Here is a 25,919-nt window from a genome sequence, read left to right as displayed (position 1 = left end):
CGCGTCGCCAGATGACTGTCATGCGGAACATGAAAAAATGAAAGAAAGTGCGAAACTGGATTCTCTTACTGTTTTTAGATTTGTGGCGGCAGCGTCCGTTGTTATTTTTCATTATGGTAGGGATACCGCAATATACAAAGCGCTTCCTGCAGTACTGGCAGCTGGATCTATCGCGGTAACATTCTTTTTTGTGCTTTCAGGATTTGTAATTTCGATTTCGGCGCATGGACGAAAGTTTGATTTGTTTGGGTTTTATGTGAACAGGTTTGCCAGGATATTCCCTGTTTATATTTTGGCTCTTTTGGCAATCCTGTTTGCGGTAAATCTAGAGGGTAAGGGTTTGGACTTTTTTCTATCACTTACTATGATGCAATCTTGGTTTAGTCCATATCCTCTAACGTTAAATATGCCTGGCTGGTCTGTTTCGGTGGAGATTTTTTTCTATATTGTTGCTCCTGCAATGATTGTTTTGGCTGGAAGGTGGGGCGGGAGGTCTTGGTTAGGATGGGCTTCTATATCAATAATTGTCTGGTTGGTTACGCAAGCTGTATTGTCGTGGGTTAACAAGTCGCAATTTCACAAGGATAATTTTTCGTTTGCTAATGATCTTGTTAACTATTTTCCTGTTTCGCATTTTTGTAGCTTTTTACTTGGGTTTTCGGCAGGTGTTGCTTATAAGAATGGGGTTTTGTTGAATGGAATTACTGATAGGGAGAAGAAATTAATATTTATCCTTTCGGTGTGTCTGGTCGTTCTTTTGTCAAAGAATGGTAGGCGGCTGAACGACTTCTTTGGTGAAAGCTTTGCATATGGCTCTAGCTTTTACTCTGTTGTTTTTTCATTTTTTATATACAGTTGTGCTGTATCTGACAAATTTATTTCAAAAATAATCTCGGCTCCAGCTCTGGTATTGCTAGGCGAGGCTAGCTACTCGTTGTACATAATGCAGATGCCGATATTTATGTATTTCGACATGGTGTTTCCTAAGACGTTGTCATGGGGGGTTGAATATAGGTTTTGGCTTTATTTTACGATTTTACTGGCAGTGTCCATTGCTCTTTTTGTATATGTGGAAAGGCCTCTATCGTTGTTTGTAAAAAGAAAAATATCTGTAGGAATCAGACGTCCTGTGATCCAAGTTTAAGTTCCCGTGAGTGATCGAAACCCGCCACCTGAGCGGGTTTTTTTACGACTGGAGAAAAGCAATGACCGTAACCGAAAAGGATCACGACAGCCTCACCCGCGCGCTTTGGGGTGAGGCGCGTGGAGAAAGCTTGGCTGGTCAAGTGGCCGTGGCTTGGACCATCCGCAACCGGGTGAACAATGGCAAGGCCAAGTGCTGGTGGGGAGAGGGCTATGTCGGCGTGTGCCAGAAACCGTATCAGTTCAGTTGCTGGGGAAATGAGCATGGAAAAGCACTTCGGTAATTCAGGGCTATTCAAGACTGCTTCGTATCTCCGCAACGGATCGCCAGCCAGCGACATTGCTGGCTGGGAGCTGAAAAATCTTGCTCTGAATACGAAGGGATTTTTGATATGTCCAAAGAACTACTCGGAGTTTCTGCTCTAGGGTTGATGGTGCTGGGTGAGTTTTTCGCGATTTACAGTGAGGTGGTAACCGCCAGGCTTGCCCAAACAGGTAGTAGTTCATGGGAGGTATTCATGCTTCCCGTCGTGCTGATGACCTTTGCAGGTTTTTGCCTGGGGGCTTTAGGCATGCTCTCAATCGTAGTGCTGTAGTTGCTTTACCTGGCCCGGCTATCAACTGACTGGGCCAGCTCTGTTCTCCATTCGTTCGACTTTTCCTGTCTGGCCCTGTCGCCACCGCCAGTGCACACAGTTTCTGAACTAACACAGCCATAACCGTCTACATTGCAGGGGGCATCCCCTTTCTGAGAGAACGGATATGTTTAGATCTCGCTCGTTGATTGCCGTTATGACGTGTCTTGCCTTGGCGTCCGGTTCAATGACTGCATTGGCCGACCCGGGAAACGGGAAAGGCCAGGGAAGCGGCAAGGGAAATCCACAAAACATCCAGGACCATGGCAACGCCAGCCATGGAAACAAAGGCAAAGGTTCAGGGGGTGACGATTGGAGTCACGGCCCGAGCATCAATCACGGAAGTGTTCTTGGAATCGTGGGTGGATATCGCGACTACTGGAGCCCCGGGCCCGCCTTGCCACCCGGCATTCAAAAAAATCTCGCCCGCGGAAAACCGCTACCGCCGGGGATCGCCAAAAAACTCGATGGCCGATTGCTTGGCAGGCTTCCACACTACGATGGCTACGAGTGGCGGCAGGCTGGCACTGACTTGATATTGGTGGCCATCGCTACCGGGATCATCTACGAGGTTCTCAATGGCGCATTCGATTGAAGTGAAAACGACAAATTCCAATTGCGCCCTCGCTGCATAACGACCAGTAAAACTACAGGAAGCAATGTGCATTGTTCGATAACTGCACATTGCCTGCCCGTTGGTCGTTGACCTTTGAACTGTGTGGGGCCCAAACGGTCAATTACTTCGTGCAATATCAACCTCACGGAACCCACCCATGTTATTAAAAAACAAGAGTTTTGCAGCTGTCATGTCATGCGTGATGATGCTTGCAGCCGCCCCATTATTGCCCGCTGACCTGTCCATCATGAGTTCCGCCTACGCGAAAGATGGTGGTGGTGGTGGTGGTAACGGCGGTGGCAATGGTGGCGGTAACGGTGGTGGTAACGGCGGTGGTCATGGTGGCAGCGGTAATTCCGGCCATTCTGGCGGCGTCAGCAGCAATGGCCGTGGCGCAGGCTTGAGCAGCGATCACGCAGGCAAAGCCGTCCGCGACCATGGTCTCAGTGGCAACCACTACGGTAACGATCGTAATGGTGTTAGCGGCCATGGTTCAGTGACTTCGGGTATCGCGAAATCCCGGGATACGCGAGGGGTGACGAAGGCCTCTGCCATTTCGACCTCTACGCCTGGTGATCACAATGCTAAAGGACTAAGCAGCGCTCGCACTTCGATTTCAAAAAGACTGGATTAAGTCCAGGGTTCTCAAAGCCGGGTATCCATCAGGAGCCCGGTTTTTTTGTGCCTGCTATTTGCCAATCCTATTGCGGATAATCAGCGGAGCCGCGTGCGTGGGCAAATCTCCTCCTATGAACTACTACTGTAGGGCTGTTTCTACTTAGTCTGTAAGGAGTATGTCGATGCTGGCTCACTGGTTTCTCGCGGCGATTCACCTCTTGGCCTTTGCGCTGGGTTTTTGGTCGGTACTGACCCGCGGCACGGCTTTACGTCGTTTGATTACCGGGGAGGGTGAGGCACGCAGCGTTTTGGTTGCAGATAATCTGTGGGGGATCTCTGCAGTCATTCTCTTGATCACGGGTGGGATGCGAGCCTTTGGCGGATATGAAAAAGGCACTGATTACTATCTTCACCAACCGCTGTTTCATCTCAAAATGACGCTCTTCGTCCTTATCCTGTTGCTTGAAATTGCGCCGATGGTGACGCTGATCAAATGGCGGATTGCGCTGGGGCGTGGGGCGGCTATCGATACCGGGCGCGCAACGCTGTTTGCCCGTATCAGTCATATCGAAGCGCTGCTGCTGATGTTGATGGTCGTGGCTGCCGCAGGCATGGCGCGTGGGGTTACGTTTGGTTAGCCCGGAAGGGGGAGATCCTTTCTCGCAGCAAATCCGAAACGTCTGACAGTCATGGCATGAGATGGGCGGTAGTATCGGCTCCACGTTGCGACGGTATCGCAAAGAGGCTGGGCAGAGGGCGATGCGGTGCTTGAATCTTTAGCCAGCCGTTATTCGAGGCTGAATGGGCTGGCTACTGACCACTGCAGGATTCAGGGTGTTTGCGGTTTGTCTGGGGCGGTCAGGCCGGCCTGAATGCGTTGATAGATCTCTTCGCGATGCACTGCAACGTCTTTCGGGGCGTTGATGCCAATCCTGACTTGCTGGCCGCTAACGCCCAGAATGGTGATCGTAATGTTGTCACCGATGTTTATGCTTTCACCGACTTTGCGGGTGAGTATCAGCATGGTTTTCTCCTTGATTGCTTGTGGGGCACCTGATTGGGACAGTGCAGAGGTCGGTATAGGTATAGATTAGTGCGAAGTCTCGCAGTTTGGGTGCCTCTTTCTGACGCGCAGATGCTGCATTAATTCCCAAGGCGTAACTATACAGAGGCCGCAACCATCATTCTCGTTGTTTTGCGCCCATTTTGCGGCGCTCGAACAGGATCCATGAGTGTTAAAATCGCCGCTTTCAGCATCCAGAGGGAAGCGTTGTGCGCAAAATGGCCTTGGTAATCGCAGTATTGACGTTGGCCGGGTGCGATGAGGGTAAGGGGGTTGACGCGCAAAAGCCGCAACCGACAGTCGCTTCCGCACCCGCGGCGACAACCGGTCCGCAATGGGACGTCGAGGTACGCGGCGAAACGCCCCAGGCGGTCAGCGACCTGAGCGGCTGGTTGATTGAGCATAGCTTCGTTTCCAGCGTCATCAGGGATAACGGAAAGGTTCGTATCCTGATAGGGCCGTTCAATTCGAAAACCGAGGCAGAAGCCAAGCAAGCTGAGGTGACGGCAGCGCTTACCCGGGCAAAGAAAAGGAATATCGAGTCGCTGGTGGTCGAACATCCGACGGCTCAATAAACAAAAACAGCGGTTAGAAACGAACAAAGGCCTGGGGTGTAATGCCCCAGGCCTTTGTGTTTTCAGCGGTCGGTCAGCCGCAGGCTTTCATGTCTACCGGGCCGACAAACTCGTTGCCGCGCCCCATCACGCACGCCACGCTCTGGTTGCGCTGACGTTCCCAGGTCTGTACCGGATAGGTCTTGTTCCAGGCTTCATACAGTTGCCGATCCTGTTTTGACAGGCGCAAGCCGTACTGCTTGCTCATGTAGAAGTAAGTCCGGGCGATCATGCCGCGAATGGAAGGGCGGGGCATGACCTTCTTCGCCTTGAAGTCGACCTGCGTCAGACACGAACCGTATTGACCGGTTTGCACCGGCAACCAGCCGAAGCTGAAGTTGCTGCGATCGCCATTCACCTCGCCGATGCTTGGCACCAGATTGTGCAGATCGGCCTCGGCTTTCTGATAGATCGGGTCGTACCGCGTGCAGTTCTTGCGACCACCTTGTTGCCAGCATTCGCGCTGATGGCCGATCTGCCAGGCCGGGACGATGTGTTCCCACTCGATGCGCGAGGCGCGTTTGGCATTTTTACGCGGTACATAACCGCAGGCGGCGAGGTTTACACGGTTGCCGGTGTATTTGCAGCCGCAATAAAACTCGGTGGATTGCGGAGCGTACAACTTCCACGCGACTTTCTTGGCTTCGTTGAAGGTGCGTGGGGCGCCAGCCTGGGCGCCGAAGGTTATGCACAGAAGCAGTAAAGCAAACCAGCGAACACTCATCGACTCAATCTTCCTTCGGCACAACCCAGAAAATCTGCACGCCGCCATCGTCACGATGGGCGAGGGTGACGTTGTCGTTCTCGTCGATTTCTTCGAGCAGGCGTTCCCACTCATCCACGGGTTCGTCCGGAAGACGGAAGATCAGTGCAGCTTTGGCTTTTTGGGCGGTGGGGGAATTGATGATTTTCTGAACGCGCATACCCAGGCGTTCATAGGCGTCAGGAGAGGCTGAGGTAGTGGCCACGGAATTATCCTTATTAAGCTGTACGTGCATACAGTATTTAACTGTAAGCATTTTCGCAACTGCTTAAAATTCAAGAAAATCCTCTGACAGTAGTTTTTTCCGTTTGGTGTAGGACGATGGGGATTTTTTTATCGGAAAGGTCGTGAACCACTCACCAAGGCTGGCGAGTGGTGACAGCGGTGCCCGACCCGGAACAGGTCGGGCGAGGTGGATCAGTATTCCCAGAACATCCGTTGCAGCTCTTTGCTGTCGTTGGTCTTGGTCAACGCGACCATGGCCAGGATGCGGGCTTTTTGCGGGTTCAGGTCGTGCGCCACGACCCAGTCGTACTTGTCATCAGGCTGTTCGGCGTTACGCAGTACGAAACCACCGGCGTTGACGTGGGAAGAACGAATGATTTGCACGCCGTCCTTGCGCAGAGCTTGCAGGGCCGGAACCACGCGGGACGAGACCGAACCATTGCCGGTGCCGGCATGGATGATGGCTTTGGCGCCTGATTGAGCCAGGGCTTTGTAGGCGGTGTCGCTGACGTTGCCATAGGAATAGGCAATTTCGACGTCCGGCAGGCTCTTGATGGTTTTGATGTCGAATTCCGAATCCATGGTGTGGCGCTTGGCTGGCAAACGGAACCAGTAGGATTTACCTTCGACCACCATGCCCAGTGGGCCCCAGGCACTTTTGAACGCCTCGGTCTTGATGTTGATCATTTTGCTGACGTCGCGACCCGACTGAATTTCATCGTTCATGGTCACCAGTACGCCTTTGCCGCGCGCATCTTTGCTGCTGGCCACGGCGACGGCGTTATACAGGTTAAGCATGCCGTCGGCCGACATGGCGGTGCCAGGGCGCATGGAGCCTACGACGATGATCGGCTTATCGGTTTTTTCCACCAGGTTGAGGAAGTAAGCGGTTTCTTCCAGCGTGTCGGTGCCGTGGGTGATGACGATGCCATCGACGTCATTGCTGTCGGCCAACTCAGCCACCCGACGGCCCAGTTGCAGCAGATTGTCGTTGGTGATGCTTTCGGACGCGATCTGCATGACCTGTTCGCCGCGAACGTTGGCCAATTGGCTCAGTTCCGGAACCCCTGCGATCAACTGTTCGATACCGACTTTCGCCGCTTGATAGGTGGCGCTATTCGCGGCACTGGCTCCCGCGCCGGCAATGGTGCCGCCGGTGGCCAGGATCACCACGTTTGCCAGTTTCTGTTGGCTTTCGACTTCTTTTGCCTGAAGGGCGGTCGGAAGGAGTAGAAGGAGGGCCAAAGCGCCCGGAATAAAAGTGTTGAAGGCAGATTTCATTATTGTTTTCTCTAGTGCTGAGACGGTGCGGAATGCAGGTCATCTAGAAGCGCCCCAGGCAGATCTGAATGCCGGGGGTGTAGGAGAAGAGCAGGATCTGTACCAGCCTGATATTCAACAATAAGATCTTTTAACCTTATGATTTTTATATAAATTATTGAAACGTCTGAAAAAGTATTGGCACCTGGTCGTCCGGGTTTCCGAACATGTGCAGCTTTTACGTTCGGCTCTCCGACCTTCATTGAGAAAGTCGCCTTGCAAAATCGGAAATCAGTGCTAAAGAAATCCCTGCGCAGGTCGATGCTCCTTTAAAGGGATCTTTTTCAGGAGTTCACATGTCGTTTACTGTCGGTTTTCCAAATGCAGGCGCAATCACTATCGCGGGCAAGTCCCCGGCGACCATCAACGCCTTGAGTGAAGCGACGTCCGACGCCTCGGCTCAAGCGCTTGGCGAAGAAGAGGGGAGCGACAACCAGGTCAGAACCGGTGGCGGCGCGCAGACTCAGAACGAAACCAAATCCGAAAAAAGCAGCAATCAAAGTATTGCGGTGCAGGTATTGCTCAAGCGCATGCAAGAACTGCAGCAGCAATTGCGCGAACAGCAGCAACAACTGGCGGCCGCTCAGGCAGCGAATTATCCGACTCCGGAAGCCAAGGCCACCGCAGTCATGTCGATCCAGGGGCAAATCGCCGATACCAGCGGTGCGCTCGCGCAGGTGACAGGCAATCTGGTCAAAGAGCTGGCCAAGGGTTCCAGCAGCGGCAATCTGGTCAGCACGACGGCGTAATGTAAAAGGTTCGGCTTTTGCCAGTCGAGACACAGAGCGGGTCGTTGACAAATATCGACAGGGTTCGCATAGTTCGGTCTACGCAAACGTTTGCGCGGTGGTCGTTGATGGCTTGATCCCGTGAGGGGCAAGGTCCCAGCGCAAGCGTTGCTCAGAATAATCATAAGATCGGAGTGAACCCATGAAGCTGCCATTCGCTGGACGTCTTCTCGCTGTCGCAATGCTGGCTGCCGCATCCGCCGCGCTGCCTGTCTCTTCGGCTTTCGCCGAAACCCCTGAAAAACCTAAAGTCGCGCTGGTCATGAAATCCTTGGCCAACGAATTCTTCCTGACCATGGAAGACGGCGCCAAGGCTTACCAGAAAGACCACTCCGGCGACTTCGAATTGATCTCCAACGGCATCAAGGACGAAACGGACACGGCTGGCCAGACGCGTATCGTCGAGCAAATGATTTTGTCCAAAGTCAACGCATTGGTCATCGCCCCGGCAGACTCCAAGGCCATGGTCCCGGTCATCAAGAAAGCGGTCGATGCCGGCATCACCGTGATCAACATCGATAACCAGCTGGACCCGGCCGTGGTCAAAAGCAAAAACATCACCGTTCCGTTCGTAGGCCCGGATAACCGCAAAGGCGCGCGTCTGGTGGGTGAGTACCTGGCCAAACAGCTGAAGGCCGGTGACGAAGTCGGCATCATCGAAGGCGTTTCCACCACCACCAACGCCCAGCAGCGCACGGCGGGCTTCAAGGATGCGATGGAGGCAGCGCAGATCAAAGTCGTGTCCCTGCAGTCCGGCGATTGGGAAATCGACAAGGGCGGCAAGGTTGCCTCGTCGATGCTCAGTGAATACCCGAACATCAAGGCCTTGTTGGCCGGCAACGACAGCATGGCGGTCGGCGCAGTATCTGCCGTGCGCGCGGCGGGCAAGGCTGGCAAGGTGCAAGTGGTCGGTTACGACAACATCAATGCTATCAAGCCAATGCTCAAGGATGGCCGCGTCCTGGCCACCGCCGACCAGTTTGCTGCCCGGCAAGCGGTGTTTGGCATTGAGACTGCGCTGAAAATCATCAAAGGCGAGACAGTCGATAGCGGCGTCAACGGCGTCATCGAAACTCCGGTAGAGCTGGTTACCAAGTAGTCCTTCTGGCAGCACAACGGTGCTCGCCTCTTGGGGCGGGCACATGGAGAGTTTTTATGTCCGTTTGCGCCCCGAACGCTGTCCTCTCGGTCAGCGGTATCGGCAAAACCTATGCCCAACCCGTCCTCACCGGTATCGACCTGACGCTGATGCGCGGCGAAGTGTTGGCGCTGACCGGCGAGAATGGCGCCGGTAAAAGTACGCTGTCGAAAATCATAGGTGGACTGGTTACGCCGACCACCGGCCAGATGCGATTCCAGGGGCAGGATTACCGTCCCGGCAGCCGGAGCCAGGCCGAAGAGCTGGGCATCCGCATGGTCATGCAAGAACTCAATCTGTTGCCGACGTTGTCGGTGGCGGAAAACCTGTTTCTCGACAACCTGCCCAGCCACGGTGGCTGGATTAGCCGCAAGCAACTGCGCAAGGCGGCGATCGAGGCCATGGCCCAGGTCGGCCTCGACGCCATCGATCCAGATACGTTGGTCGGCGAATTGGGTATCGGCCATCAGCAAATGGTCGAGATCGCTCGCAACCTGATCGGCGATTGCCACGTGCTGATCCTCGACGAGCCGACAGCCATGCTGACGGCCCGTGAAGTTGAAATGCTGTTCGAGCAGATCACCCGCCTGCAAGCCCGGGGCGTGTCGATCATCTACATTTCCCACCGCCTCGAAGAACTGGCACGGGTAGCCCAGCGCATTGCGGTATTGCGCGACGGCAATCTGGTCTGCGTCGAGCCGATGGCCAATTACAACAGCGAGCAACTGGTCACCCTGATGGTCGGCCGTGAGTTGGGCGAGCACATCGATATGGGGCCGCGCAAGATTGGCGCGCCGGCCTTGACGGTCAAAGGACTGACCCGTTCCGACAAAGTCCGCGATGTGTCCTTCGAAGTGCGCGCCGGTGAGATTTTCGGGATTTCCGGTTTGATCGGGGCAGGGCGCACCGAGTTACTGCGCCTGATCTTCGGCGCCGATACAGCCGACAGCGGCACCGTCGCGCTGGGGGCGTCGGCTCAGGTAGTGAGTATTCGTTCGCCGGCCGACGCGGTCGGTCACGGCATCGCCCTGATCACCGAAGACCGCAAGGGCGAAGGCCTGCTGCTGACGCAATCGATCAGCGCCAACATTGCCTTGGGCAATATGCCGGTGATTTCCAGCGGAGGCTTCGTCAATAACGGTGACGAGATGTCTCTGGCACAACGTCAGATCAACGCCATGCGCATTCGCAGTTCCAGCCCGACGCAATTGGTCTCGGAACTGTCCGGCGGCAATCAGCAGAAAGTCGTGATCGGCCGCTGGCTCGAGCGCGACTGCACGGTGATGCTGTTCGACGAGCCGACCCGTGGCATCGACGTCGGCGCCAAGTTCGATATCTACGCATTGCTCGGTGAGTTGACCCGTCAGGGCAAAGCGCTGGTAGTGGTGTCCAGTGACCTGCGCGAACTGATGCTGATCTGCGATCGCATCGGTGTGCTGTCGGCAGGACGTCTGATCGACACTTTCGAGCGTGACAGCTGGACCCAGGATGATTTGCTTGCCGCCGCTTTTGCCGGCTACCAAAAACGTGATGCGTTGCTCAACGAAGCAGCGCCTAGGGATCTTCCATGAATACTGCATCTTTGGCCGGCAAACGTAGTGGCAACTTCTACGGCCTCGGCACATATCTGGGCCTGGCGGGTGCCTTGCTGGCGATGGTCGCGCTGTTCTCGGTCCTGAGCAGCCATTTCCTGTCTTACGACACCTTCAGCACTCTGGCCAACCAGATTCCCGATTTGATGGTGCTGGCGGTCGGCATGACCTTCGTATTGATCATCGGCGGTATCGACTTGTCGGTGGGGTCGGTGCTGGCGCTCGCGGCCTCGGCGGTCAGCGTGGCGATTCTCGGCTGGGGCTGGAGCGTCTTGCCTGCGGCTTTGCTCGGCATGGCGGTAGCGGCATTGGCCGGGACTATCACCGGTTCGATCACCGTGGCGTGGCGGATTCCGTCGTTCATCGTGTCCCTCGGTGTGCTGGAAATGGCGCGAGGCCTGGCGTATCAGATGACCGGTTCGCGCACCGCCTACATCGGTGATGCCTTCGCCTGGCTGTCCAACCCGATCGCGTTCGGCATCTCGCCGTCATTCATCATCGCCTTGCTGATTATCTTCATCGCCCAGGCCGTGCTGACGCGTACGGTGTTCGGGCGATACCTGATCGGCATTGGCACCAACGAAGAGGCGGTGCGTCTGGCGGGGATCAATCCGAAGCCCTACAAGATCCTGGTGTTCAGCCTGATGGGGCTGCTGGCTGGTATCGCTGCGTTGTTTCAGATTTCGCGCCTGGAAGCGGCGGACCCGAACGCCGGCTCCGGTCTGGAGCTGCAGGTGATCGCCGCGGTCGTGATCGGCGGCACCAGTCTGATGGGCGGGCGCGGCTCGGTCATCAGCACATTCTTCGGCGTGCTGATCATCTCCGTACTGGCGGCCGGCCTGGCGCAGATCGGCGCGACCGAACCGACCAAACGCATCATCACCGGTGCGGTGATCGTGGTGGCGGTGGTGCTTGATACTTATCGCAGTCAGCGCGCAAGCCGGCGGACCTGAGTCATGGCAACAATCAAGGATGTAGCGGCACTCGCGGGCATTTCCTACACCACAGTTTCCCATGTGGTGAACAAGACGCGGCCGGTCAGTGAGGAAGTACGGGGCAAGGTCGAGGCGGCTATCAAAAGCCTCGACTACGTGCCCAGTGCCGTGGCCCGGTCGTTGAAAGCGAAAACCACCGCGACCATCGGCCTGCTGGTGCCCAACAGCCTCAACCCGTACTTCGCCGAGTTGGCCCGTGGCATCGAGGATTACTGCGAGCGCAATGGCTATTGCGTCATCCTCTGCAACTCCGACGACAACCCGGACAAGCAACGCAGCTACCTTCGCGTATTGCTGGAAAAACGCATTGACGGCCTGATCGTTGCGTCAGCCGGTGGTGACAGCGGCCTGGCTGAAGGTCTGGCGGGTGTGCGTACGCCAATGGTGATCGTCGACCGTGGGCTCGAAGGTCTCGATGCCGATCTGGTGCGTATCGATCACGAATACGGTGCCTATCTGGCGACCCGGCACCTGTTGGAGCTGGGGCATCGCGACATCGCCACGATTGGTGGGCCGGCGAGTACCAGCGTGGCGCAGATGCGTCTGGCCGGTTTTTGCCGCGCCTTGAAAGAGGCGGGCGTCGAAGTGCCGCGCGAGCGCATGCTGGAAAGCGACTTCACCAGCACCGGCGGTTACAACGCCGCCGCGATCCTGTTGGAAAAGAACCCACCCAGCGCGATCTTCGCCGGTAACGACATGATTGGCATCGGTGTGTTACGCGCCGCTGCCGAGCGCAATATTCGTGTGCCCACCGAGCTGTCGGTGATCGGCTTCGACGATATCCAGATGAGCCGTTACGTCTATCCGGCGCTGACCACCGTGGGCCAGTCGATCCTGCAGCTTGGCGAGATGGCGGCCGAAGTGCTGTTGCGCAGAATTGCCACGCCGGACCTGGCGACCGATCAGCGCATCGTGACGCCCAGTATTGTCCTGCGCGAATCGACTGCGCCGCTGGCTGGTGTGTTCGCTGAGTACCGCTGAACAAAAAGCACTGCTGAAACCGAAAGCACCGCAGAAACAGAATTGACGAGTAGTGACGTATGCCAGCAAAAGTAGTGGTAATAGGCAGCCTGAACATGGACCTGGTAACCCGGGCGCCACGGCTGCCCCGTGGTGGTGAAACGCTGATCGGCCAATCGTTTGCCACGGTTTCCGGCGGCAAGGGCGCGAACCAGGCCGTGGCCGCGGCGCGGCTGGGGGCGCAGGTGTCGATGGTCGGTTGTGTCGGCAGCGATGCCTATGGCGAAGCGCTGCGCGGAGCGTTGTTGGCCGAGCAGATCGATTGCCAGGCGGTCAGTACGGTTGAAGATTCCAGTGGCGTGGCGTTGATTGTGGTCGATGACAACAGTCAGAACGCGATCGTGATTGTTGCCGGTGCCAACGGTGCGCTGACGCCCGAAGTGATCGACCGTTTTGACGCTGTAATGCAAACGGCGGATGTCATCATCTGTCAGCTGGAAGTGCCGGACGCCACGGTCGGCCATGCTCTGAAGCGCGGTCGTGAGCTGGGTAAAACCGTGATTTTCAATCCGGCGCCGGCCAGTCGCCCGCTGCCGGCGGATTGGTATGCGGCCATCGATTACCTGATCCCCAACGAAAGCGAGGCCTCGGCCCTGAGCGGTTTGCCGGTGGACTCCCTGAGCACCGCCGAAACCGCCGCGGCCCGCTTGATCGCCATGGGTGCCGGCAAAGTGATTATCACCCTGGGTTCTCAAGGATCACTGTTCGCCGATGGTAAACGCTTCGAGCATTACCCGGCGCCGAAGGTGAAGGCGGTCGACACCACCGCGGCCGGCGACACGTTCGTCGGTGGTTTCGCAGCAGCCTTGGCGGCCGGCAAAAGCGAGGTCGAGGCGATCCGCTTCGGCCAGGTCGCCGCAGCGCTGTCGGTCACCCGGGCTGGCGCGCAACCTTCGATTCCCACCTTGTCCGACGTACAGGCCTTTAAAGCACCATGAAAAAGACTCCTTTGCTCAACGTCGCGCTGTCGCGGCTGATCGCCTCCCTGGGCCATGGCGACACAGTCGTGATCGGCGATGCTGGCCTGCCGGTTCCGCCCGGCGTCGAATTGATTGACCTGGCCTTGACCCACGGGATTCCGGATTTCGTCAGTACATTGAAGGTAGTGCTCAGCGAGATGCAGGTCGAAAGCCATGTGCTGGCCCATGAGATTCTGGACAAGAAACCTTCGGCATTGAGCACGCTGGATGAACTGAATGCCGAAGGTGCACTGGGTCGGCGTGAATTGCTCAGTCATGACCAATTCAAAGTACTCAGCCGACAAGCACGGGCGATTATTCGTACAGGCGAATGTCAGCCGTACTGCAACATCGTTCTGGTGGCTGGCGTAACGTTCTAACTTTCCGTTCTTCCCACGCACAAGGAGTGCGCTATGCATCGCTATGCTCAGAAACTGAACCACCTGCTCCGGAGTCTGCTGCTTTTGTCCCTGATTACCGCAACAAGCGCCCAAGCGGCGGAAAAGATCGACTTGATCATCGACACTGATCCAGGTGCCGATGACGTGGTCGCCTTGCTGTTTGCCCTGGCCTCGCCGGATGAACTGAACATTCGTGCGCTGACCACCGTTGCTGGCAACGTGCGTCTGGACAAGACCTCGCGTAATGCGCGTCTGGCCCGCGAGTGGGCGGGGCGCGAGGAGGTGCCTGTCTACGCGGGCGCACCGAAACCCATGATGCGCACGCCGATCTATGCCGAGAATATTCACGGCAAGGAAGGCTTGTCGGGTGTCACGGTGCACGAGCCGAAGAAAGGCCTGGCCGAAGGCAATGCAGTCAACTATCTGATCGATACCCTGAAGACCGCCAAACCCCACAGCATCACCATCGCCATGCTCGGTCCACAGACCAACCTGGCCCTGGCGCTGATCCAGGAGCCTGAAATCGTTCAGGGCATCAAGGAAGTGGTGATCATGGGCGGTGCGCATTTCAACGGCGGCAACATTACGCCGGTGGCCGAATTCAATCTGTTCGCCGACCCTCAGGCTGCGGAAGTGGTGCTGAAAAGTGGCGTCAAGCTGACCTACCTGCCGCTGGATGTGACTCACAAAATTCTCACCAGTGAAGCGCGCCTGAAGCAGATCGCGGCCCTGAACAACAATGCCAGCAAGCTGGTGGGCGATATTCTCAACGAGTACGTCAAGGGCGACATGGAGCACTACGGCATTCCGGGTGGCCCGGTGCATGACGCCACGGTCATCGCTTATCTGCTCAAGCCTGAGCTGTTCACCGGGCGTTCGGTCAACGTAGTGGTTGATAGCCGCGAAGGGCCGACCTTCGGCCAGACCATTGTCGACTGGTATGACGGCCTGAAGGCACCGAAAAATGCCTTCTGGGTTGAAAGCGGCGACGCTCAGGGCTTCTTCGACCTGCTGACCCAGCGTCTGGCTCGTTTGAAGTAAGTCATAGGCCCGCAGGTGCCAGCCTGCGGGTTTTTACATGTGCGCCAGGCATGGCGCGTTGCGCGCAAGCGCAACCAGCTTGGCTGTGGTGGCCTCGCTGGTGACTTGGAGGTGAAAGTCCTCTACACACCCGGCAAGGGGAAGTGTTAGCCAGAGGCAAGGGTGTCGCGGGTGACCGCGAATCTGAAGGAAGCCCGAGGCAAAATGCTGGCCTGACGAACAGCAAGCGGATAGAGGCGGCGCAGCGGGGTAAAGGGGCGTGTTTCCCTAAAGCCCAATACTTGCACGGGACGCTGCGACGTAGATCCGACAGGCATAAGCAGGAAGGTCGCGCGAATTACCCTGGGAGATCTGCACGTTTGCCACAGTGCTACCGAGCGTCGAGAGGCGACGGGATGAACGTGCAGAAGTCAGCCGAGGCCGTAGTAAGTGGCGAATAACCCCGTCACCAAGGGCTGAACAAGTTATGCCGCCAGTAGGCGTCAAAGTCTCGTTGAATACCGAAATGCAGAAAGTTCTCCAAGAGAAGACTGTTACTCCGAGTCCCGGACAGTATCCGAGGATGACGGCTGACAGCGCACAGGTATCGGCGGCGTCTGTGACGTGGACGAACGCGGAGCCGGACACGCTGATGGAGCGGGTGCTTGCACCGGTCAACCTTAGGCGTGCGTATCAACGTGTGGTCAGCAACAAGGGCGCACCGGGTGCCGATGGCATGACGGTCGACGACTTGGCGGACTACGTGAAACAGTATTGGCCGACCCTCAAGGTGAGGTTGCTGGCCGGCGAGTATCACCCGCAGGGTGTACGCGCCGTTGACATCCCCAAACCCAAAGGTGGAACACGGCAACTGGGTATTCCCAGCGTCGTGGATCGCTTGATCCAACAGGCACTGCTGCAACAGCTCACGCCAATCTTCGATCCTCTGTTCTCGGACTACAGCTACGGCTTTCGTCGGGGTAGAAGCGCTCACCAAGCCATCGAAACCGCTCGCGGCCACGTGGCAGCGGGTCACCGCTGGTGCGTGGAACTTGATCTCGAGAAGTTCTTTGATCGGGTCAACCACGATGTCCTGATGGCCTACGTGGCGCGTCAAATCGAAGACAAGCGTGTGCTCACGCTGATCCGTCGTTACCTCGAAGCGGGAACGATGTCGGGCGGACTCGTCAGCCGACGGCAGGAAGGGACGCCGCAAGGCGGCCCGCTCTCGCCGTTGCTGTCGAACATCCTGCTCAACGAACTCGACCGCGAACTTGAACGGCGAGGCCATCGCTTCGTGCGTTATGCCGACGACGCGAACATCTATGTGCGCAGCCAGCGAGCTGGCACACGGGTGATGGCCGGTGTTGAGCGTTTCCTGAATCAGCGCCTGAAACTGACGCTGAACCGGGAAAAGAGCCACGTAGCACGGCCTTGGGTCTGCGACTATCTGGGTTATGGGATGAGCTGGCATCAGCAACCGAGGCTGAGAGTGGCGACGATGAGTCTGGGTCGCTTGCGCGACCGGTTAAGAGACCTGCTGCGCGGGGCGCGGGGCCACAAGATGGCGAATGTCATCGAACGGATAAACCCTGTACTGCGCGGGTGGGCAGGCTACTTCAAGCTCAGTCAGAGCAAACGGCCACTTGAGGAAATTGACGGCTGGGTGCGGCGCAAACTTCGCTGCGTCGTCTGGCGTCAATGGAAGCGGCCCTCAACGAGGGCACGTAACTTGATGCGCCTGGGGCTTAGCGAAGCTCGCGCCTGCAAATCAGCCTTCAATGGCCGAGGCCCATGGTGGAGCTCGGGAGCATCTCATATGAATCAGGCGCTGCCGAAGAAGCTATGGGATCAACTTGGGTTGGTCTCGGTACTGGATACGATAAACCGGCTTAGCCGCATAGCTTGAACCGCCGTATACGGATCCGTACGTACGGTGGTGTGAGAGGACGGCGGATGTAAATCCGCCTCCTACTCGATTACTCGGTGACTGTTGCGCCCATGTAGTCAACGGGGTATCTCTCGAATATCTGAGTGATGAAGGTCTGTGCGGCTTGCGTCCCCAGTTCCTTGACCAGCAAATCGATACCAATGATCGCTAGCTCTTCCGGGCTACCCGGGCTGTAAGAGCTGTGCCCCTGTGGCCACTTGGCTTTGATGTCGGCGTCGATACTTACGGTGGTCATGATGGCGCTCGTGAAGTCGGGAAAGTCTGAGTGTCGAGTTAACCATTTTGCGGGACGTTTGGCACTCCGACTTAGGCATGAGGGGAGGGCTATGCGACACTTGGTCTTTGACGATTTTTCAAGGACCGTGCTGTGCAGATCGATTTGAACACTCCTGACGGCTTGACCCTCGACGCGGTGCGTCAGCTGCTGGCCTCTGCCAGCGACGATGAACACACTCAGTTGCGGGTTACCAAGGGCGGCATCGCCTACATTTCGTCGGGCATTGTGGGCGGCACGGACATCGACGGGTTGCTGTTTCGCCTGGAGACCTGGGCCAAAGGTTCCGGTTATGTCGGATTGGTAGCGGCCAGCGACGAGGTCTGGGTCATGCAGATTTTCAATGCGCTCAAGGAGAACTGGCCGAAGCCGCCTTTCGACTACATCGACGTTTATTGAGAGCTGTTCATATTCAGTCACGATTGAGTGATGAACGGCATGCCGATGCTCAGGCACACTCGCGGCTGTCCGTATCGAGGGCTGAGCGATAGCGCCCGTCCTGAAACCAAACACCAAAATGGCAGTCGCACGATCTCTGCTTAATTATTGAATGAAGGAGGCTTCATGCCTTGGAAGCTCGCGTCATTGGGTACTTTGTTGGCCGCCACTCTGCTGGCCGGTTGCAGCAGTACGTCCACCGATTCGGCAAAGGACCCTGTGGCGACCGACACAGGCCACAGCCGTTGTGAAGCGAAGGCTGCCGAATTCACCATTGGCAAAAAGGCTTCGCCCGAATTGCTCGAGCAGGCACGTACCCGCGCAGGCGCGCAGAACGCCCGGTTCCTCAAGCCAAACGACATGGTGACCCTGGAGTACCGCTCCGATCGCCTGAACCTGAACACCGACAACAACCTGGTGGTCACCCGCGTCAACTGCGGCTGATTGCTTCAGGCTTTTGTTTCGCCCATAAAAAACCCCGTCACATGGACGGGGTTTTTTTAGTGCGGCAGAAAATTACTCTGCGCGGACTTGTGCAGCTTGCATACCCTTTTGGCCTTTCTCAGCCACGAAGGAAACGGTCTGGCCTTCTTTCAGGCTTTTGAAACCGTCGCTTTCGATAGCTTTGAAGTGTACGAACAGGTCGTCACCGCCACCTTGAGGAGTGATGAAGCCGAAGCCTTTTTCATCGTTGAACCATTTAACGGTGCCGGTTTGGCGATTAGACATGGTGTATCTCCAAGAAACATATATTTTCAGTAGTACTGTGCTGCTCAGGCCAACTGGGCACACCGGAGTATCATAGTCGAAATGTTCGCTTTGGGAGCCCCCCGGGTGTGCTGTTTGCCCTACAGTCGCGGTTGCTTTGTTGCTTCGTGTGGCTGAAAGCCCCGGTTTAAAAGGCTTTCAGCCGAAAGTATAGACAATAAAAAAAGCTGAAAAACCTGCAAAATTTGTACGAAAAAGCTAAATTTCATCATTTTTTATCGGCAGTGAGCCGAGTTAAAAGGACTTTTTTCTCACTTTTTCGCCGGTGCATTGGCCTTGCATTTAGCTATCTGACCCAGCGCTTTCTGTTGCAGTTCCGGGGTGGCCTTGTTATCCATCAGGGCCTGAATGTCGCTGGCCGGGTACGATTTGATCGCGTCGGCACCACAGGCGCAGTGTGACTTGGCTGCCGCAGCGCCGATCTGCGGAGTGGCCGCCTGAGTGCACTGAGCCATGTATTTCTCGCGCTCGCCCTTTGGCCAGTCGGCATGGGCAGCCAGCGGCAGCAACAGGACGACGGGTGCGACGATGGCGAATAAACGATTCAGACGCATGCTGAGATGCTCCTTTTGGGTCAATGTCTTGTTATCTGAGGGGTAAAGCATGGTTCAAGTTCAGCACTCTGGCATAAAAATGCCTGATTTGCCCCCGCAGAAAACCTTGCCACCGCGACGACCGTTCATCTGTGCTAGCATGCCTCGCTCGGGCGTTTGCAGGCTCCGGATGACCTTCAGTCCCGGTAGCGGCAGCGGCTCGAATAACCCTGATTTGAATCCCAGTCACTCTGGTTCGGTTTTCCGGTTGGCCGCAAGGCTCCTGCCGCTGTAAGGCAGGCGTTCGTTATTGAATGGCCTGGATCGGATCTTGTACTGGCTCATCCCAACCCACGTGACCTTTGGTAGGGGTCACCACTAGGAGAGGAGGCGCCATGCCAACTATTACTCTTCCCGACGGCAGTCAACGTTCATTCGATCACCCGGTTTCCGTAGCCGAGGTCGCCGCATCCATTGGTGCCGGTCTGGCCAAGGCCACCGTGGCCGGCAAGGTCAATGGCAAGCTGGTCGACGCCAGCGACATCATCGACAGCGATTCCACGCTGCAAATCATTACGCCAAAGGATGAAGAGGGGCTGGAGATCATTCGCCACTCTTGCGCCCACCTGGTTGGCCATGCGGTCAAGCAGCTGTACCCGACGGCCAAGATGGTCATCGGTCCGGTCATCGACGAAGGCTTCTATTACGACATCGCCTTCGAGCGTCCTTTCACGCCGGACGACCTGGCCGCCATCGAACAGCGCATGCAACAGCTGATCGAGAAAGATTACGACGTGATCAAGAAAGTCACTCCGCGCGCCGAAGTGATCGAAGTGTTCAAGGCCCGCGGCGAAGACTACAAGCTGCGTCTGGTCGAAGACATGCCGAACGAGCAGGCCATGGGCCTGTACTATCACGAAGAATACGTCGACATGTGCCGCGGTCCGCACGTGCCGAACACGCGTTTCCTGAAATCCTTCAAGCTGACCAAGCTGTCTGGCGCCTACTGGCGTGGCGATGCCAAGAACGAGCAATTGCAGCGCGTTTACGGCACCGCATGGGCAGACAAGAAGCAACTGGCGGCTTACATCCAGCGCATCGAAGAAGCCGAGAAGCGCGATCACCGCAAGATCGGCAAGCGTCTTGGCCTGTTCCACACCCAGGAAGAGTCGCCGGGCATGGTGTTCTGGCACCCGAACGGCTGGACTCTGTACCAGGTGCTCGAGCAGTACATGCGCAAGGTTCAGCGCGACAACGGCTACCTGGAGATCAAAACTCCACAAGTCGTTGACCGCAGCCTGTGGGAGAAATCCGGGCACTGGGCCAACTACGCCGACAACATGTTCACCACTCAGTCGGAAAACCGCGACTACGCCATCAAGCCGATGAACTGCCCGTGCCACGTGCAGGTGTTCAATCAGGGCCTGAAAAGCTACCGCGAGCTGCCGATGCGTCTGGCCGAATTCGGTGCCTGCCACCGTAACGAGCCGTCGGGTGCGCTGCACGGCATCATGCGCGTTCGCGCCTTCACTCAGGACGATGCTCACATCTTCTGTACTGAAGAACAGATGCAGGCCGAGTCCGCTGCGTTCATCAAGCTGACCATGGACGTTTATGCCGACTTCGGCTTCAAAGACGTCGAGATGAAGCTGTCCACTCGTCCGGAAAAACGCGTCGGTTCCGACGAACTGTGGGATCGCGCCGAAGCTGCATTGGCTGCAGCCCTTGATAGTGCTGGCTTGCCGTACGATCTGCAGCCGGGCGAGGGTGCGTTCTACGGTCCGAAGATCGAGTTTTCGCTGAAAGATTGCCTCGGCCGCGTCTGGCAATGTGGTACCCTTCAGCTCGATTTTAACCTGCCTGTCCGTCTGGGAGCCGAATACGTCTCCGAAGACAACAGTCGCAAGCACCCGGTTATGTTGCACCGGGCGATCTTGGGCTCCTTCGAACGTTTCGTCGGAATCCTGATCGAGCACTACGAGGGTGCATTCCCCGCGTGGCTGGCTCCGACACAGGCAGTGATCATGAATATCACTGATAAACAGGCTGATTTTGCCGCTGAGGTTGAAAAAACCCTCAATGAAAGCGGATTTCGTGCCAAGTCTGACTTGAGAAATGAAAAGATCGGCTTTAAAATCCGCGAGCATACTTTGCTCAAGGTTCCCTATCTCTTGGTTATCGGAGATCGGGAAGTCGAGATGCAGACTGTCGCTGTGCGTACTCGTGAAGGTGCTGACCTGGGCTCGATGCCCGTCGCCCAGTTCGCTGAGTTTCTCGCGCAAGCGGTTTCCCGGCGTGGTCGCCCAGATTCGGAGTAATTACTATTAAGCGTGAAATGAGACAAGATAAACGAGCTGCACCGAAAGCCCCGATCAACGAGAATATCTCGGCACGCGAGGTTCGGTTAATTGGGGCTGAAGGTGAACAGCTTGGGATTGTGTCAATTGAAGACGCGCTTCTTAAGGCTGAAGAGGCCAAACTGGATTTGGTGGAAATTTCCGCCGATGCAGTACCCCCTGTTTGCAAACTGATGGACTACGGCAAATCGATCTTCGAGAAGAAGAAGCAGATTGCCGCGGCCAAGAAAAACCAGAAGCAGATTCAGGTTAAAGAAATCAAGTTTCGTCCAGGGACGGAGGAAGGGGATTACCAGGTAAAACTGCGCAACCTGGTACGTTTCCTGAGTGATGGGGACAGGGCCAAGGTATCCTTGCGATTCCGCGGCCGTGAGATGGCCCACCAGGAGCTGGGGATGGAACTCCTCAAGCGAGTTGAAGGTGACTTGCTCGAGTACGGTTCGGTCGAACAGCATCCTAAGATGGAAGGACGCCAGCTGATTATGGTCATCGCCCCGAAAAAGAAGAAGTAATCAATAGGGCACGGCAGGCCTTCTGATTATGTTTATCAACTGAATGCGGAGTATCCGAACATGCCAAAAATGAAAACTAAAAGTGGTGCTGCTAAGCGGTTTTTGAAAACTGCTAACGGTATCAAGCACAAGCACGCTTTCAAGAGCCACATCCTGACTAAAATGTCGACCAAGCGTAAGCGTCAACTGCGCGGTAGCAGCTTGCTGCATCCGTCTGACGTGGCAAAAGTCGAGCGCATGCTGCGCCTTCGTTAATTTTAGTCAAGAATAGAGGAAGTAACTCATGGCTCGTGTAAAGCGTGGCGTCATTGCCCGTAAACGTCACAAAAAAATTCTGAAACTTGCTAAAGGCTACTACGGCGCTCGCTCGCGCGTATTCCGTGTTGCCAAGCAAGCGGTAATCAAGGCAGGCCAATACGCCTACCGCGACCGTCGTCAGAAAAAACGTCAGTTCCGCGCTCTGTGGATCGCTCGTATCAACGCTGGTGCGCGTATCAACGGTCTGTCCTACAGCCGTTTCATCGCCGGCCTGAAAAAAGCGTCCATCGAGATCGACCGTAAGGTTCTGGCTGATCTGGCAGTGAACGAAAAAGCGGCGTTTGCTGCGATTGTCGAGAAAGCTAAAGCCACCTTGGCTTAAGTACCCCCGACAGTCACCCGGCCTCACCTCTGTGGGGCCAGGTGTTAAACGTCATAAATAGGGGAAGAGCCTTCAAGCTCTTCCCCTATTTTGTATCTGGAGTCTGTACATGGAAAACCTGGATGCGCTCGTCTCTCAAGCACTAGAGGCTGTGCAAAGCGCTGAAGATATCAATGCCCTGGAGCAAATCCGGGTTCACTACCTTGGCAAAAAGGGCGAATTGACTCAGGTGATGAAGACCCTGGGGAATTTGCCGGCCGAAGAGCGCCCGCAAGTCGGTGCGCTGATCAACGTTGCCAAGGAGCGTGTCACAGAGGTTCTCAATGCCCGCAAGGCACTGTTTGAAGAGGCCGACCTGGCCGCCAAACTGTCTGCCGAGTCCATTGACGTGACCCTGCCTGGCCGTGGCCAGACCTCCGGTGGTCTGCATCCGGTTACTCGCACTCTGGAACGTATCGAACAGTTCTTCACCCACATCGGCTACGGCATCGCCGAAGGCCCTGAGGTCGAAGACGACTATCACAACTTCGAAGCGCTCAACATCCCAGGCCATCACCCGGCCCGGTCGATGCATGACACCTTCTATTTCAATGCCAACATGTTGCTGCGCACCCATACCTCGCCGGTACAGGTCCGCACCATGGAATCGAAACAGCCGCCGATCCGCATCGTCTGCCCAGGCCGTGTGTACCGTAGCGACTCCGATATCACTCACTCGCCGATGTTCCACCAGGTCGAAGGCCTGCTGGTCGACCGCGATATCAATTTCGCCGACCTGAAAGGCACCATCGAAGAGTTCCTGCGCGTGTTCTTCGAAAAAGAACTGGCCGTGCGTTTCCGTCCTTCGTACTTCCCGTTCACCGAGCCATCCGCTGAAGTCGACATGGAATGCGTGATGTGCAGCGGTAAAGGCTGTCGGGTCTGCAAACAGACTGGCTGGCTGGAAGTCATGGGCTGCGGCATGGTTCACCCGAATGTGCTGCGCATGTCCGGGATCGACCCGGAAGAGTTTTCGGGCTTTGCCTTCGGCATGGGCGTTGAGCGTCTGGCCATGCTGCGTTACGGCGTGAACGACTTGCGTCTGTTCTTCGACAACGACTTGCGGTTCCTCGCGCAATTTCGCTAGTCGTAACGAATTCTTAGGAGAGCAGGATGAAATTCAGTGAACAATGGCTGCGTGGCTGGGTAAGCCCGCAGGTAAGTCGCGACGAGCTGGTTGCTCGTCTGTCGATGGCCGGTCTTGAGGTCGATAGCGTTACGCCGGCCGCCGGTGAATTCAGTGGCGTGGTGGTGGGCGAGGTGCTGAGCACCGAGCAACACCCGGACGCCGACAAGTTGCGTGTTTGCCAGGTCAGCAGTGGCTCGGAGACCTTCCAGGTAGTGTGCGGTGCGCCAAACGTGCGCCCCGGCCTGAAGATCCCGTTCGCGATGATCGGCGCCGAACTGCCGGGCGACTTCAAAATCAAGAAAGCCAAGCTGCGTGGCGTTGAATCCAACGGCATGCTGTGCTCCCAGGCCGAGCTGCAAATCGGCGAAGGCAACGATGGGCTGATGGAATTGCCGGCCGATGCACCAGTCGGTCAGGACATTCGTGAGTACCTGAGCCTCGACGACGCCAGCATCGAGGTCGATCTGACCCCGAATCGTGGCGACTGCCTGTCCTTGGCCGGTCTGGCCCGCGAAGTCGGCGCGCTTTATGCCGCCCAAGTCACGCGTCCGGTCGTTGCCAGCGTTCCCGCTGTACACGACGAAGTGCGTTCAGTTGAAGTCCTCGCGCCAGCCGCATGCCCACGCTACCTGGGTCGTGTGATCCGTAATGTTGACCTGTCCAAGCCTACGCCGCTGTGGATGGTCGAGCGTCTGCGTCGTGCCGACGTGCGCAGCATCGACGCTGCCGTCGACATCACCAACTACGTGATGCTGGAACTGGGTCAACCGCTGCACGCATTCGATCTCGCCGAAATCAATGGCGGCATCCGCGTACGCATGGCCGAAGAAGGCGAGAAGCTGGTGCTGCTCGACGGTCAGGAAGTCAGCCTGCGTAGCGATACGCTGGTGATTGCAGACCACACACGTGCCTTGGCTATCGCCGGCGTCATGGGTGGCGAGCACAGCGGCGTCAACACCGCGACCACTCGCGATATTTTCCTGGAAAGCGCGTTCTTCGACCAGATTGCTGTCGCTGGCAAGGCTCGTTCCTACGGCCTACACACCGATGCCTCGCACCGCTATGAGCGTGGCGTGGATTGGCAGCTGGCCCGTGAAGCCATGGAGCGGGCTACTGGCCTGCTGCTTGAGATCACCGGTGGCGAAGCGGGTCCGATCATCGAAACCGTCAGCGAGCAGCATCTGCCGTCGATCGCGCCGATCACCCTGCGTGCCCAGCGCATTACTCAGATGCTGGGTATGGAAATGGATTCGGCCGAAGTCGAGCGTCTGCTCAGCGCCTTGGGCCTGGCCATTTCTGCCGATGGGGCAGGGCAGTGGCGCGTAGAAGTGCCAAGCTTCCGTTTCGATATCAGCCTGGAAGTCGATCTGATCGAAGAACTGGCCCGTCTGTACGGTTACAACCGTCTGCCGGTTCGCTACCCGCAAGCCCGTCTGGCGCCGCAAGCCAAGGCCGAAGCGCGCAGCGATCTGCCTGAACTGCGTCGCCTGCTGGTGGCTCGTGGTTATCAGGAAGCGATCACTTACAGCTTCATCGATCCGAAACAGTTTGAGTTGTTTAATCCGGGTGTCGAGCCGCTGCTGTTGGCCAACCCGATTTCCAACGACATGGCTGCCATGCGTTCGTCCCTGTGGCCTGGTCTGGTCAAGGCGCTTCAGCACAACCTGAACCGTCAACAAGATCGCGTCCGCCTGTTCGAAAGCGGTCTGCGCTTCGTCGGTCAGCTGGAAGGCCTGAAGCAGGAGCCGATGCTGGCGGGTGTGGTGTGCGGTAGCCGTCTGCCGGAAGGGTGGGCACAAGGTCGCGATGTCGTGGATTTCTTCGACGTCAAAGCCGATGTGGAAGCGGTACTGGGTTTCGCCGGCGCACTGGATTCGTTCACGTTCGTGCCGGGCAAACACCCAGCATTGCACCCGGGTCAAACCGCGCGCATCGAACGTGAAGGCCGTCTGGTAGGTTTCGTTGGTGCGATTCACCCTGAATTGTCGAAAACCCTCGGTCTCGACCGTCCGGTCTTCGTATTCGAGCTGGTTCTGGCCGAAGTGGCGTTGGGCAAAATGCCTAAATTCCAGGAGTTATCGCGCTTTCCTGAAGTGCGTCGTGACCTTGCACTGCTGGCGGATAAAGACGTTGCGGCCACTGCCGTACTGGACGTAATCCGTGAAAATGCAGGTGAATGGCTGACAGACCTCAGGCTATTTGACGTGTATCAGGGTAAAGGCATTGATCCGCATAGAAAAAGCCTTGCAGTTGGCTTGACCTGGCAGCATCCATCGCGCACTCTTAATGACGATGAGGTGAATACCACGACGCAAAACATCCTCACCTCGCTCGAACAAAGGTTGAACGCCACGTTAAGGAAGTGACG

General features: G+C 56.6%; 30 protein-coding genes and 1 pseudogene. 24 read left to right on the top strand and 7 right to left on the bottom strand.

The features are described 5' to 3' along the window. Positions 1 to 37 precede the first annotated feature (37 nt). The 6 genes and pseudogenes from AB3226_RS03985 to AB3226_RS03960 all read left to right on the top strand — a co-directional run bounded on the left by AB3226_RS03985 (position 38) and on the right by AB3226_RS03960 (position 3,650). Complete coding sequence (locus AB3226_RS03985; protein ID WP_367372113.1) at positions 38 to 1,144, top strand: acyltransferase family protein; 1,107 nt, start codon at positions 38 to 40, stop codon at positions 1,142 to 1,144. 61 nt (positions 1,145 to 1,205) lie between these two features. Further along, positions 1,206 to 1,397: pseudogene (locus AB3226_RS03980) on the top strand (cell wall hydrolase); the annotation flags it as partial. Between the two features lie 138 nt (positions 1,398 to 1,535). Continuing rightward, entirely contained in the window at positions 1,536 to 1,739 is a 204-nt protein-coding gene (locus AB3226_RS03975; protein WP_367375886.1) for a hypothetical protein, read from the top strand. Positions 1,740 to 1,905: 166 nt separating this feature from the next. After that, positions 1,906 to 2,373 (top strand): anti-virulence regulator CigR family protein, encoded by a 468-nt coding sequence (locus AB3226_RS03970; RefSeq protein ID WP_367372112.1) that lies wholly within the window; start codon positions 1,906 to 1,908, stop codon positions 2,371 to 2,373. A 178-nt stretch (positions 2,374 to 2,551) separates the two neighbouring features. Next, positions 2,552 to 3,028, top strand: coding sequence for a hypothetical protein (locus AB3226_RS03965; RefSeq protein WP_367372111.1), 477 nt, complete (start codon positions 2,552 to 2,554; stop codon positions 3,026 to 3,028). Between the two features lie 166 nt (positions 3,029 to 3,194). Beyond that, positions 3,195 to 3,650, top strand: coding sequence for a DUF2214 family protein (locus AB3226_RS03960; RefSeq protein ID WP_367372110.1), 456 nt, complete (start codon positions 3,195 to 3,197; stop codon positions 3,648 to 3,650). Positions 3,651 to 3,841: 191 nt separating this feature from the next. Here AB3226_RS03960 and csrA read toward each other — a convergent pair whose 3' ends face one another. Then, the gene (gene csrA, locus AB3226_RS03955) at positions 3,842 to 4,036 is read right to left on the bottom strand and encodes a carbon storage regulator CsrA (protein WP_007905913.1); all 195 of its coding nucleotides are present in this window, start codon (positions 4,034 to 4,036) and stop codon (positions 3,842 to 3,844) included. 248 nt (positions 4,037 to 4,284) lie between these two features. On the opposite strand from csrA, the gene AB3226_RS03950 reads away from it, so the two are divergent. Then, positions 4,285 to 4,650 carry an SPOR domain-containing protein gene (locus tag AB3226_RS03950; RefSeq protein WP_367372109.1) on the top strand — a complete coding sequence of 122 codons (366 nt, stop codon included), beginning with the start codon at positions 4,285 to 4,287 and terminating at the stop codon, positions 4,648 to 4,650. A 73-nt stretch (positions 4,651 to 4,723) separates the two neighbouring features. On the opposite strand, the gene AB3226_RS03945 is transcribed toward AB3226_RS03950, so the two are convergent. The 3 genes from AB3226_RS03945 to AB3226_RS03935 all read right to left on the bottom strand — a co-directional run bounded on the left by AB3226_RS03945 (position 4,724) and on the right by AB3226_RS03935 (position 6,958). Further along, positions 4,724 to 5,413, bottom strand: a complete 690-nt coding sequence (locus AB3226_RS03945; RefSeq protein ID WP_367372108.1) for an endonuclease — start codon at positions 5,411 to 5,413, stop codon at positions 4,724 to 4,726. 4 nt (positions 5,414 to 5,417) lie between these two features. Next, entirely contained in the window at positions 5,418 to 5,708 is a 291-nt protein-coding gene (locus AB3226_RS03940) for a DUF1654 domain-containing protein (protein WP_367372107.1), read from the bottom strand. Positions 5,709 to 5,869: 161 nt separating this feature from the next. Beyond that, entirely contained in the window at positions 5,870 to 6,958 is a 1,089-nt protein-coding gene (locus AB3226_RS03935) for an asparaginase (RefSeq protein WP_367372106.1), read from the bottom strand. 335 nt (positions 6,959 to 7,293) lie between these two features. Between AB3226_RS03935 and AB3226_RS03930 the strand changes: the two genes are divergently transcribed. From AB3226_RS03930 to ltrA, 9 genes are all read left to right on the top strand, one after another. Next, positions 7,294 to 7,746, top strand: a complete 453-nt coding sequence (locus AB3226_RS03930; RefSeq protein ID WP_367372105.1) for a hypothetical protein — start codon at positions 7,294 to 7,296, stop codon at positions 7,744 to 7,746. Between the two features lie 181 nt (positions 7,747 to 7,927). Further along, positions 7,928 to 8,884 carry a sugar ABC transporter substrate-binding protein gene (locus AB3226_RS03925; protein WP_123356334.1) on the top strand — a complete coding sequence of 319 codons (957 nt, stop codon included), beginning with the start codon at positions 7,928 to 7,930 and terminating at the stop codon, positions 8,882 to 8,884. A gap of 56 nt (positions 8,885 to 8,940) precedes the next feature. Then, entirely contained in the window at positions 8,941 to 10,494 is a 1,554-nt protein-coding gene (locus AB3226_RS03920; protein ID WP_367372104.1) for a sugar ABC transporter ATP-binding protein, read from the top strand. Beyond that, positions 10,491 to 11,468 (top strand): ABC transporter permease, encoded by a 978-nt coding sequence (locus AB3226_RS03915; protein WP_007905898.1) that lies wholly within the window; start codon positions 10,491 to 10,493, stop codon positions 11,466 to 11,468. The genes AB3226_RS03920 and AB3226_RS03915 overlap by 4 nt, the downstream gene beginning before the upstream one ends. A 3-nt stretch (positions 11,469 to 11,471) precedes the next feature. After that, entirely contained in the window at positions 11,472 to 12,491 is a 1,020-nt protein-coding gene (locus tag AB3226_RS03910) for a LacI family DNA-binding transcriptional regulator (protein WP_367372103.1), read from the top strand. A 59-nt stretch (positions 12,492 to 12,550) separates the two neighbouring features. Continuing rightward, positions 12,551 to 13,468, top strand: a complete 918-nt coding sequence (rbsK, locus tag AB3226_RS03905; RefSeq protein WP_367372102.1) for a ribokinase — start codon at positions 12,551 to 12,553, stop codon at positions 13,466 to 13,468. Then, positions 13,465 to 13,869, top strand: a complete 405-nt coding sequence (gene rbsD, locus AB3226_RS03900) for a D-ribose pyranase (RefSeq protein ID WP_030132353.1) — start codon at positions 13,465 to 13,467, stop codon at positions 13,867 to 13,869. Before rbsK ends, rbsD begins: the two co-directional genes overlap by 4 nt. Before the next feature lie 33 nt (positions 13,870 to 13,902). Then, complete coding sequence (locus AB3226_RS03895) at positions 13,903 to 14,931, top strand: nucleoside hydrolase (RefSeq protein WP_367372101.1); 1,029 nt, start codon at positions 13,903 to 13,905, stop codon at positions 14,929 to 14,931. A 466-nt stretch (positions 14,932 to 15,397) separates the two neighbouring features. Next, entirely contained in the window at positions 15,398 to 16,819 is a 1,422-nt protein-coding gene (gene ltrA, locus AB3226_RS03890) for a group II intron reverse transcriptase/maturase (protein WP_367372100.1), read from the top strand. 70 nt (positions 16,820 to 16,889) lie between these two features. On the opposite strand, the gene AB3226_RS03885 is transcribed toward ltrA, so the two are convergent. Next, a complete protein-coding gene (locus tag AB3226_RS03885; RefSeq protein ID WP_367372099.1) occupies positions 16,890 to 17,096 on the bottom strand; it encodes a hypothetical protein in 207 nt (68 codons plus the stop codon). 132 nt (positions 17,097 to 17,228) lie between these two features. Between AB3226_RS03885 and AB3226_RS03880 the strand changes: the two genes are divergently transcribed. Both AB3226_RS03880 and AB3226_RS03875 read left to right on the top strand, forming a co-directional pair. Next, positions 17,229 to 17,534 carry a hypothetical protein gene (locus AB3226_RS03880; RefSeq protein WP_367372098.1) on the top strand — a complete coding sequence of 102 codons (306 nt, stop codon included), beginning with the start codon at positions 17,229 to 17,231 and terminating at the stop codon, positions 17,532 to 17,534. Positions 17,535 to 17,699: 165 nt separating this feature from the next. After that, complete coding sequence (locus tag AB3226_RS03875) at positions 17,700 to 18,017, top strand: I78 family peptidase inhibitor (protein WP_367372097.1); 318 nt, start codon at positions 17,700 to 17,702, stop codon at positions 18,015 to 18,017. Positions 18,018 to 18,089: 72 nt separating this feature from the next. On the opposite strand, the gene AB3226_RS03870 is transcribed toward AB3226_RS03875, so the two are convergent. Then, a complete protein-coding gene (locus tag AB3226_RS03870) occupies positions 18,090 to 18,302 on the bottom strand; it encodes a cold-shock protein (RefSeq protein ID WP_007905882.1) in 213 nt (70 codons plus the stop codon). A 290-nt stretch (positions 18,303 to 18,592) separates the two neighbouring features. After that, complete coding sequence (locus AB3226_RS03865) at positions 18,593 to 18,895, bottom strand: hypothetical protein (protein ID WP_367372096.1); 303 nt, start codon at positions 18,893 to 18,895, stop codon at positions 18,593 to 18,595. Between the two features lie 374 nt (positions 18,896 to 19,269). On the opposite strand from AB3226_RS03865, the gene thrS reads away from it, so the two are divergent. The 6 genes from thrS to pheT all read left to right on the top strand — a co-directional run bounded on the left by thrS (position 19,270) and on the right by pheT (position 25,917). Further along, positions 19,270 to 21,192: a threonine--tRNA ligase gene (thrS, locus tag AB3226_RS03860; protein ID WP_010455934.1), complete on the top strand. Its 1,923-nt coding sequence runs from the start codon at positions 19,270 to 19,272 to the stop codon at positions 21,190 to 21,192. Beyond that, entirely contained in the window at positions 21,192 to 21,743 is a 552-nt protein-coding gene (gene infC, locus AB3226_RS03855) for a translation initiation factor IF-3 (RefSeq protein ID WP_169857083.1), read from the top strand. Before thrS ends, infC begins: the two co-directional genes overlap by 1 nt. Positions 21,744 to 21,803: 60 nt before the next feature. Further along, on the top strand, positions 21,804 to 21,998 hold the full coding sequence (gene rpmI, locus AB3226_RS03850) for a 50S ribosomal protein L35 (protein WP_002553160.1): 195 nt from the start codon (positions 21,804 to 21,806) through the stop codon (positions 21,996 to 21,998). A 28-nt stretch (positions 21,999 to 22,026) separates the two neighbouring features. Next, a complete protein-coding gene (gene rplT, locus AB3226_RS03845; RefSeq protein ID WP_007905879.1) occupies positions 22,027 to 22,383 on the top strand; it encodes a 50S ribosomal protein L20 in 357 nt (118 codons plus the stop codon). Between the two features lie 109 nt (positions 22,384 to 22,492). Further along, entirely contained in the window at positions 22,493 to 23,509 is a 1,017-nt protein-coding gene (gene pheS / locus AB3226_RS03840; RefSeq protein WP_007905876.1) for a phenylalanine--tRNA ligase subunit alpha, read from the top strand. Between the two features lie 26 nt (positions 23,510 to 23,535). Next, on the top strand, positions 23,536 to 25,917 hold the full coding sequence (pheT, locus tag AB3226_RS03835) for a phenylalanine--tRNA ligase subunit beta (protein WP_367372095.1): 2,382 nt from the start codon (positions 23,536 to 23,538) through the stop codon (positions 25,915 to 25,917). The last annotated feature ends 2 nt before the right edge of the window (positions 25,918 to 25,919 follow it).

It is taken from the genome of Pseudomonas lini (assembly GCF_964063345.1).
GTDB classification, from domain to species: Bacteria; Pseudomonadota; Gammaproteobacteria; order Pseudomonadales; family Pseudomonadaceae; genus Aquipseudomonas; species Aquipseudomonas lini_B.
Note: the sequence above shows the minus strand (reverse complement) of the source record. Positions and strands in the feature narration are given on the sequence as shown.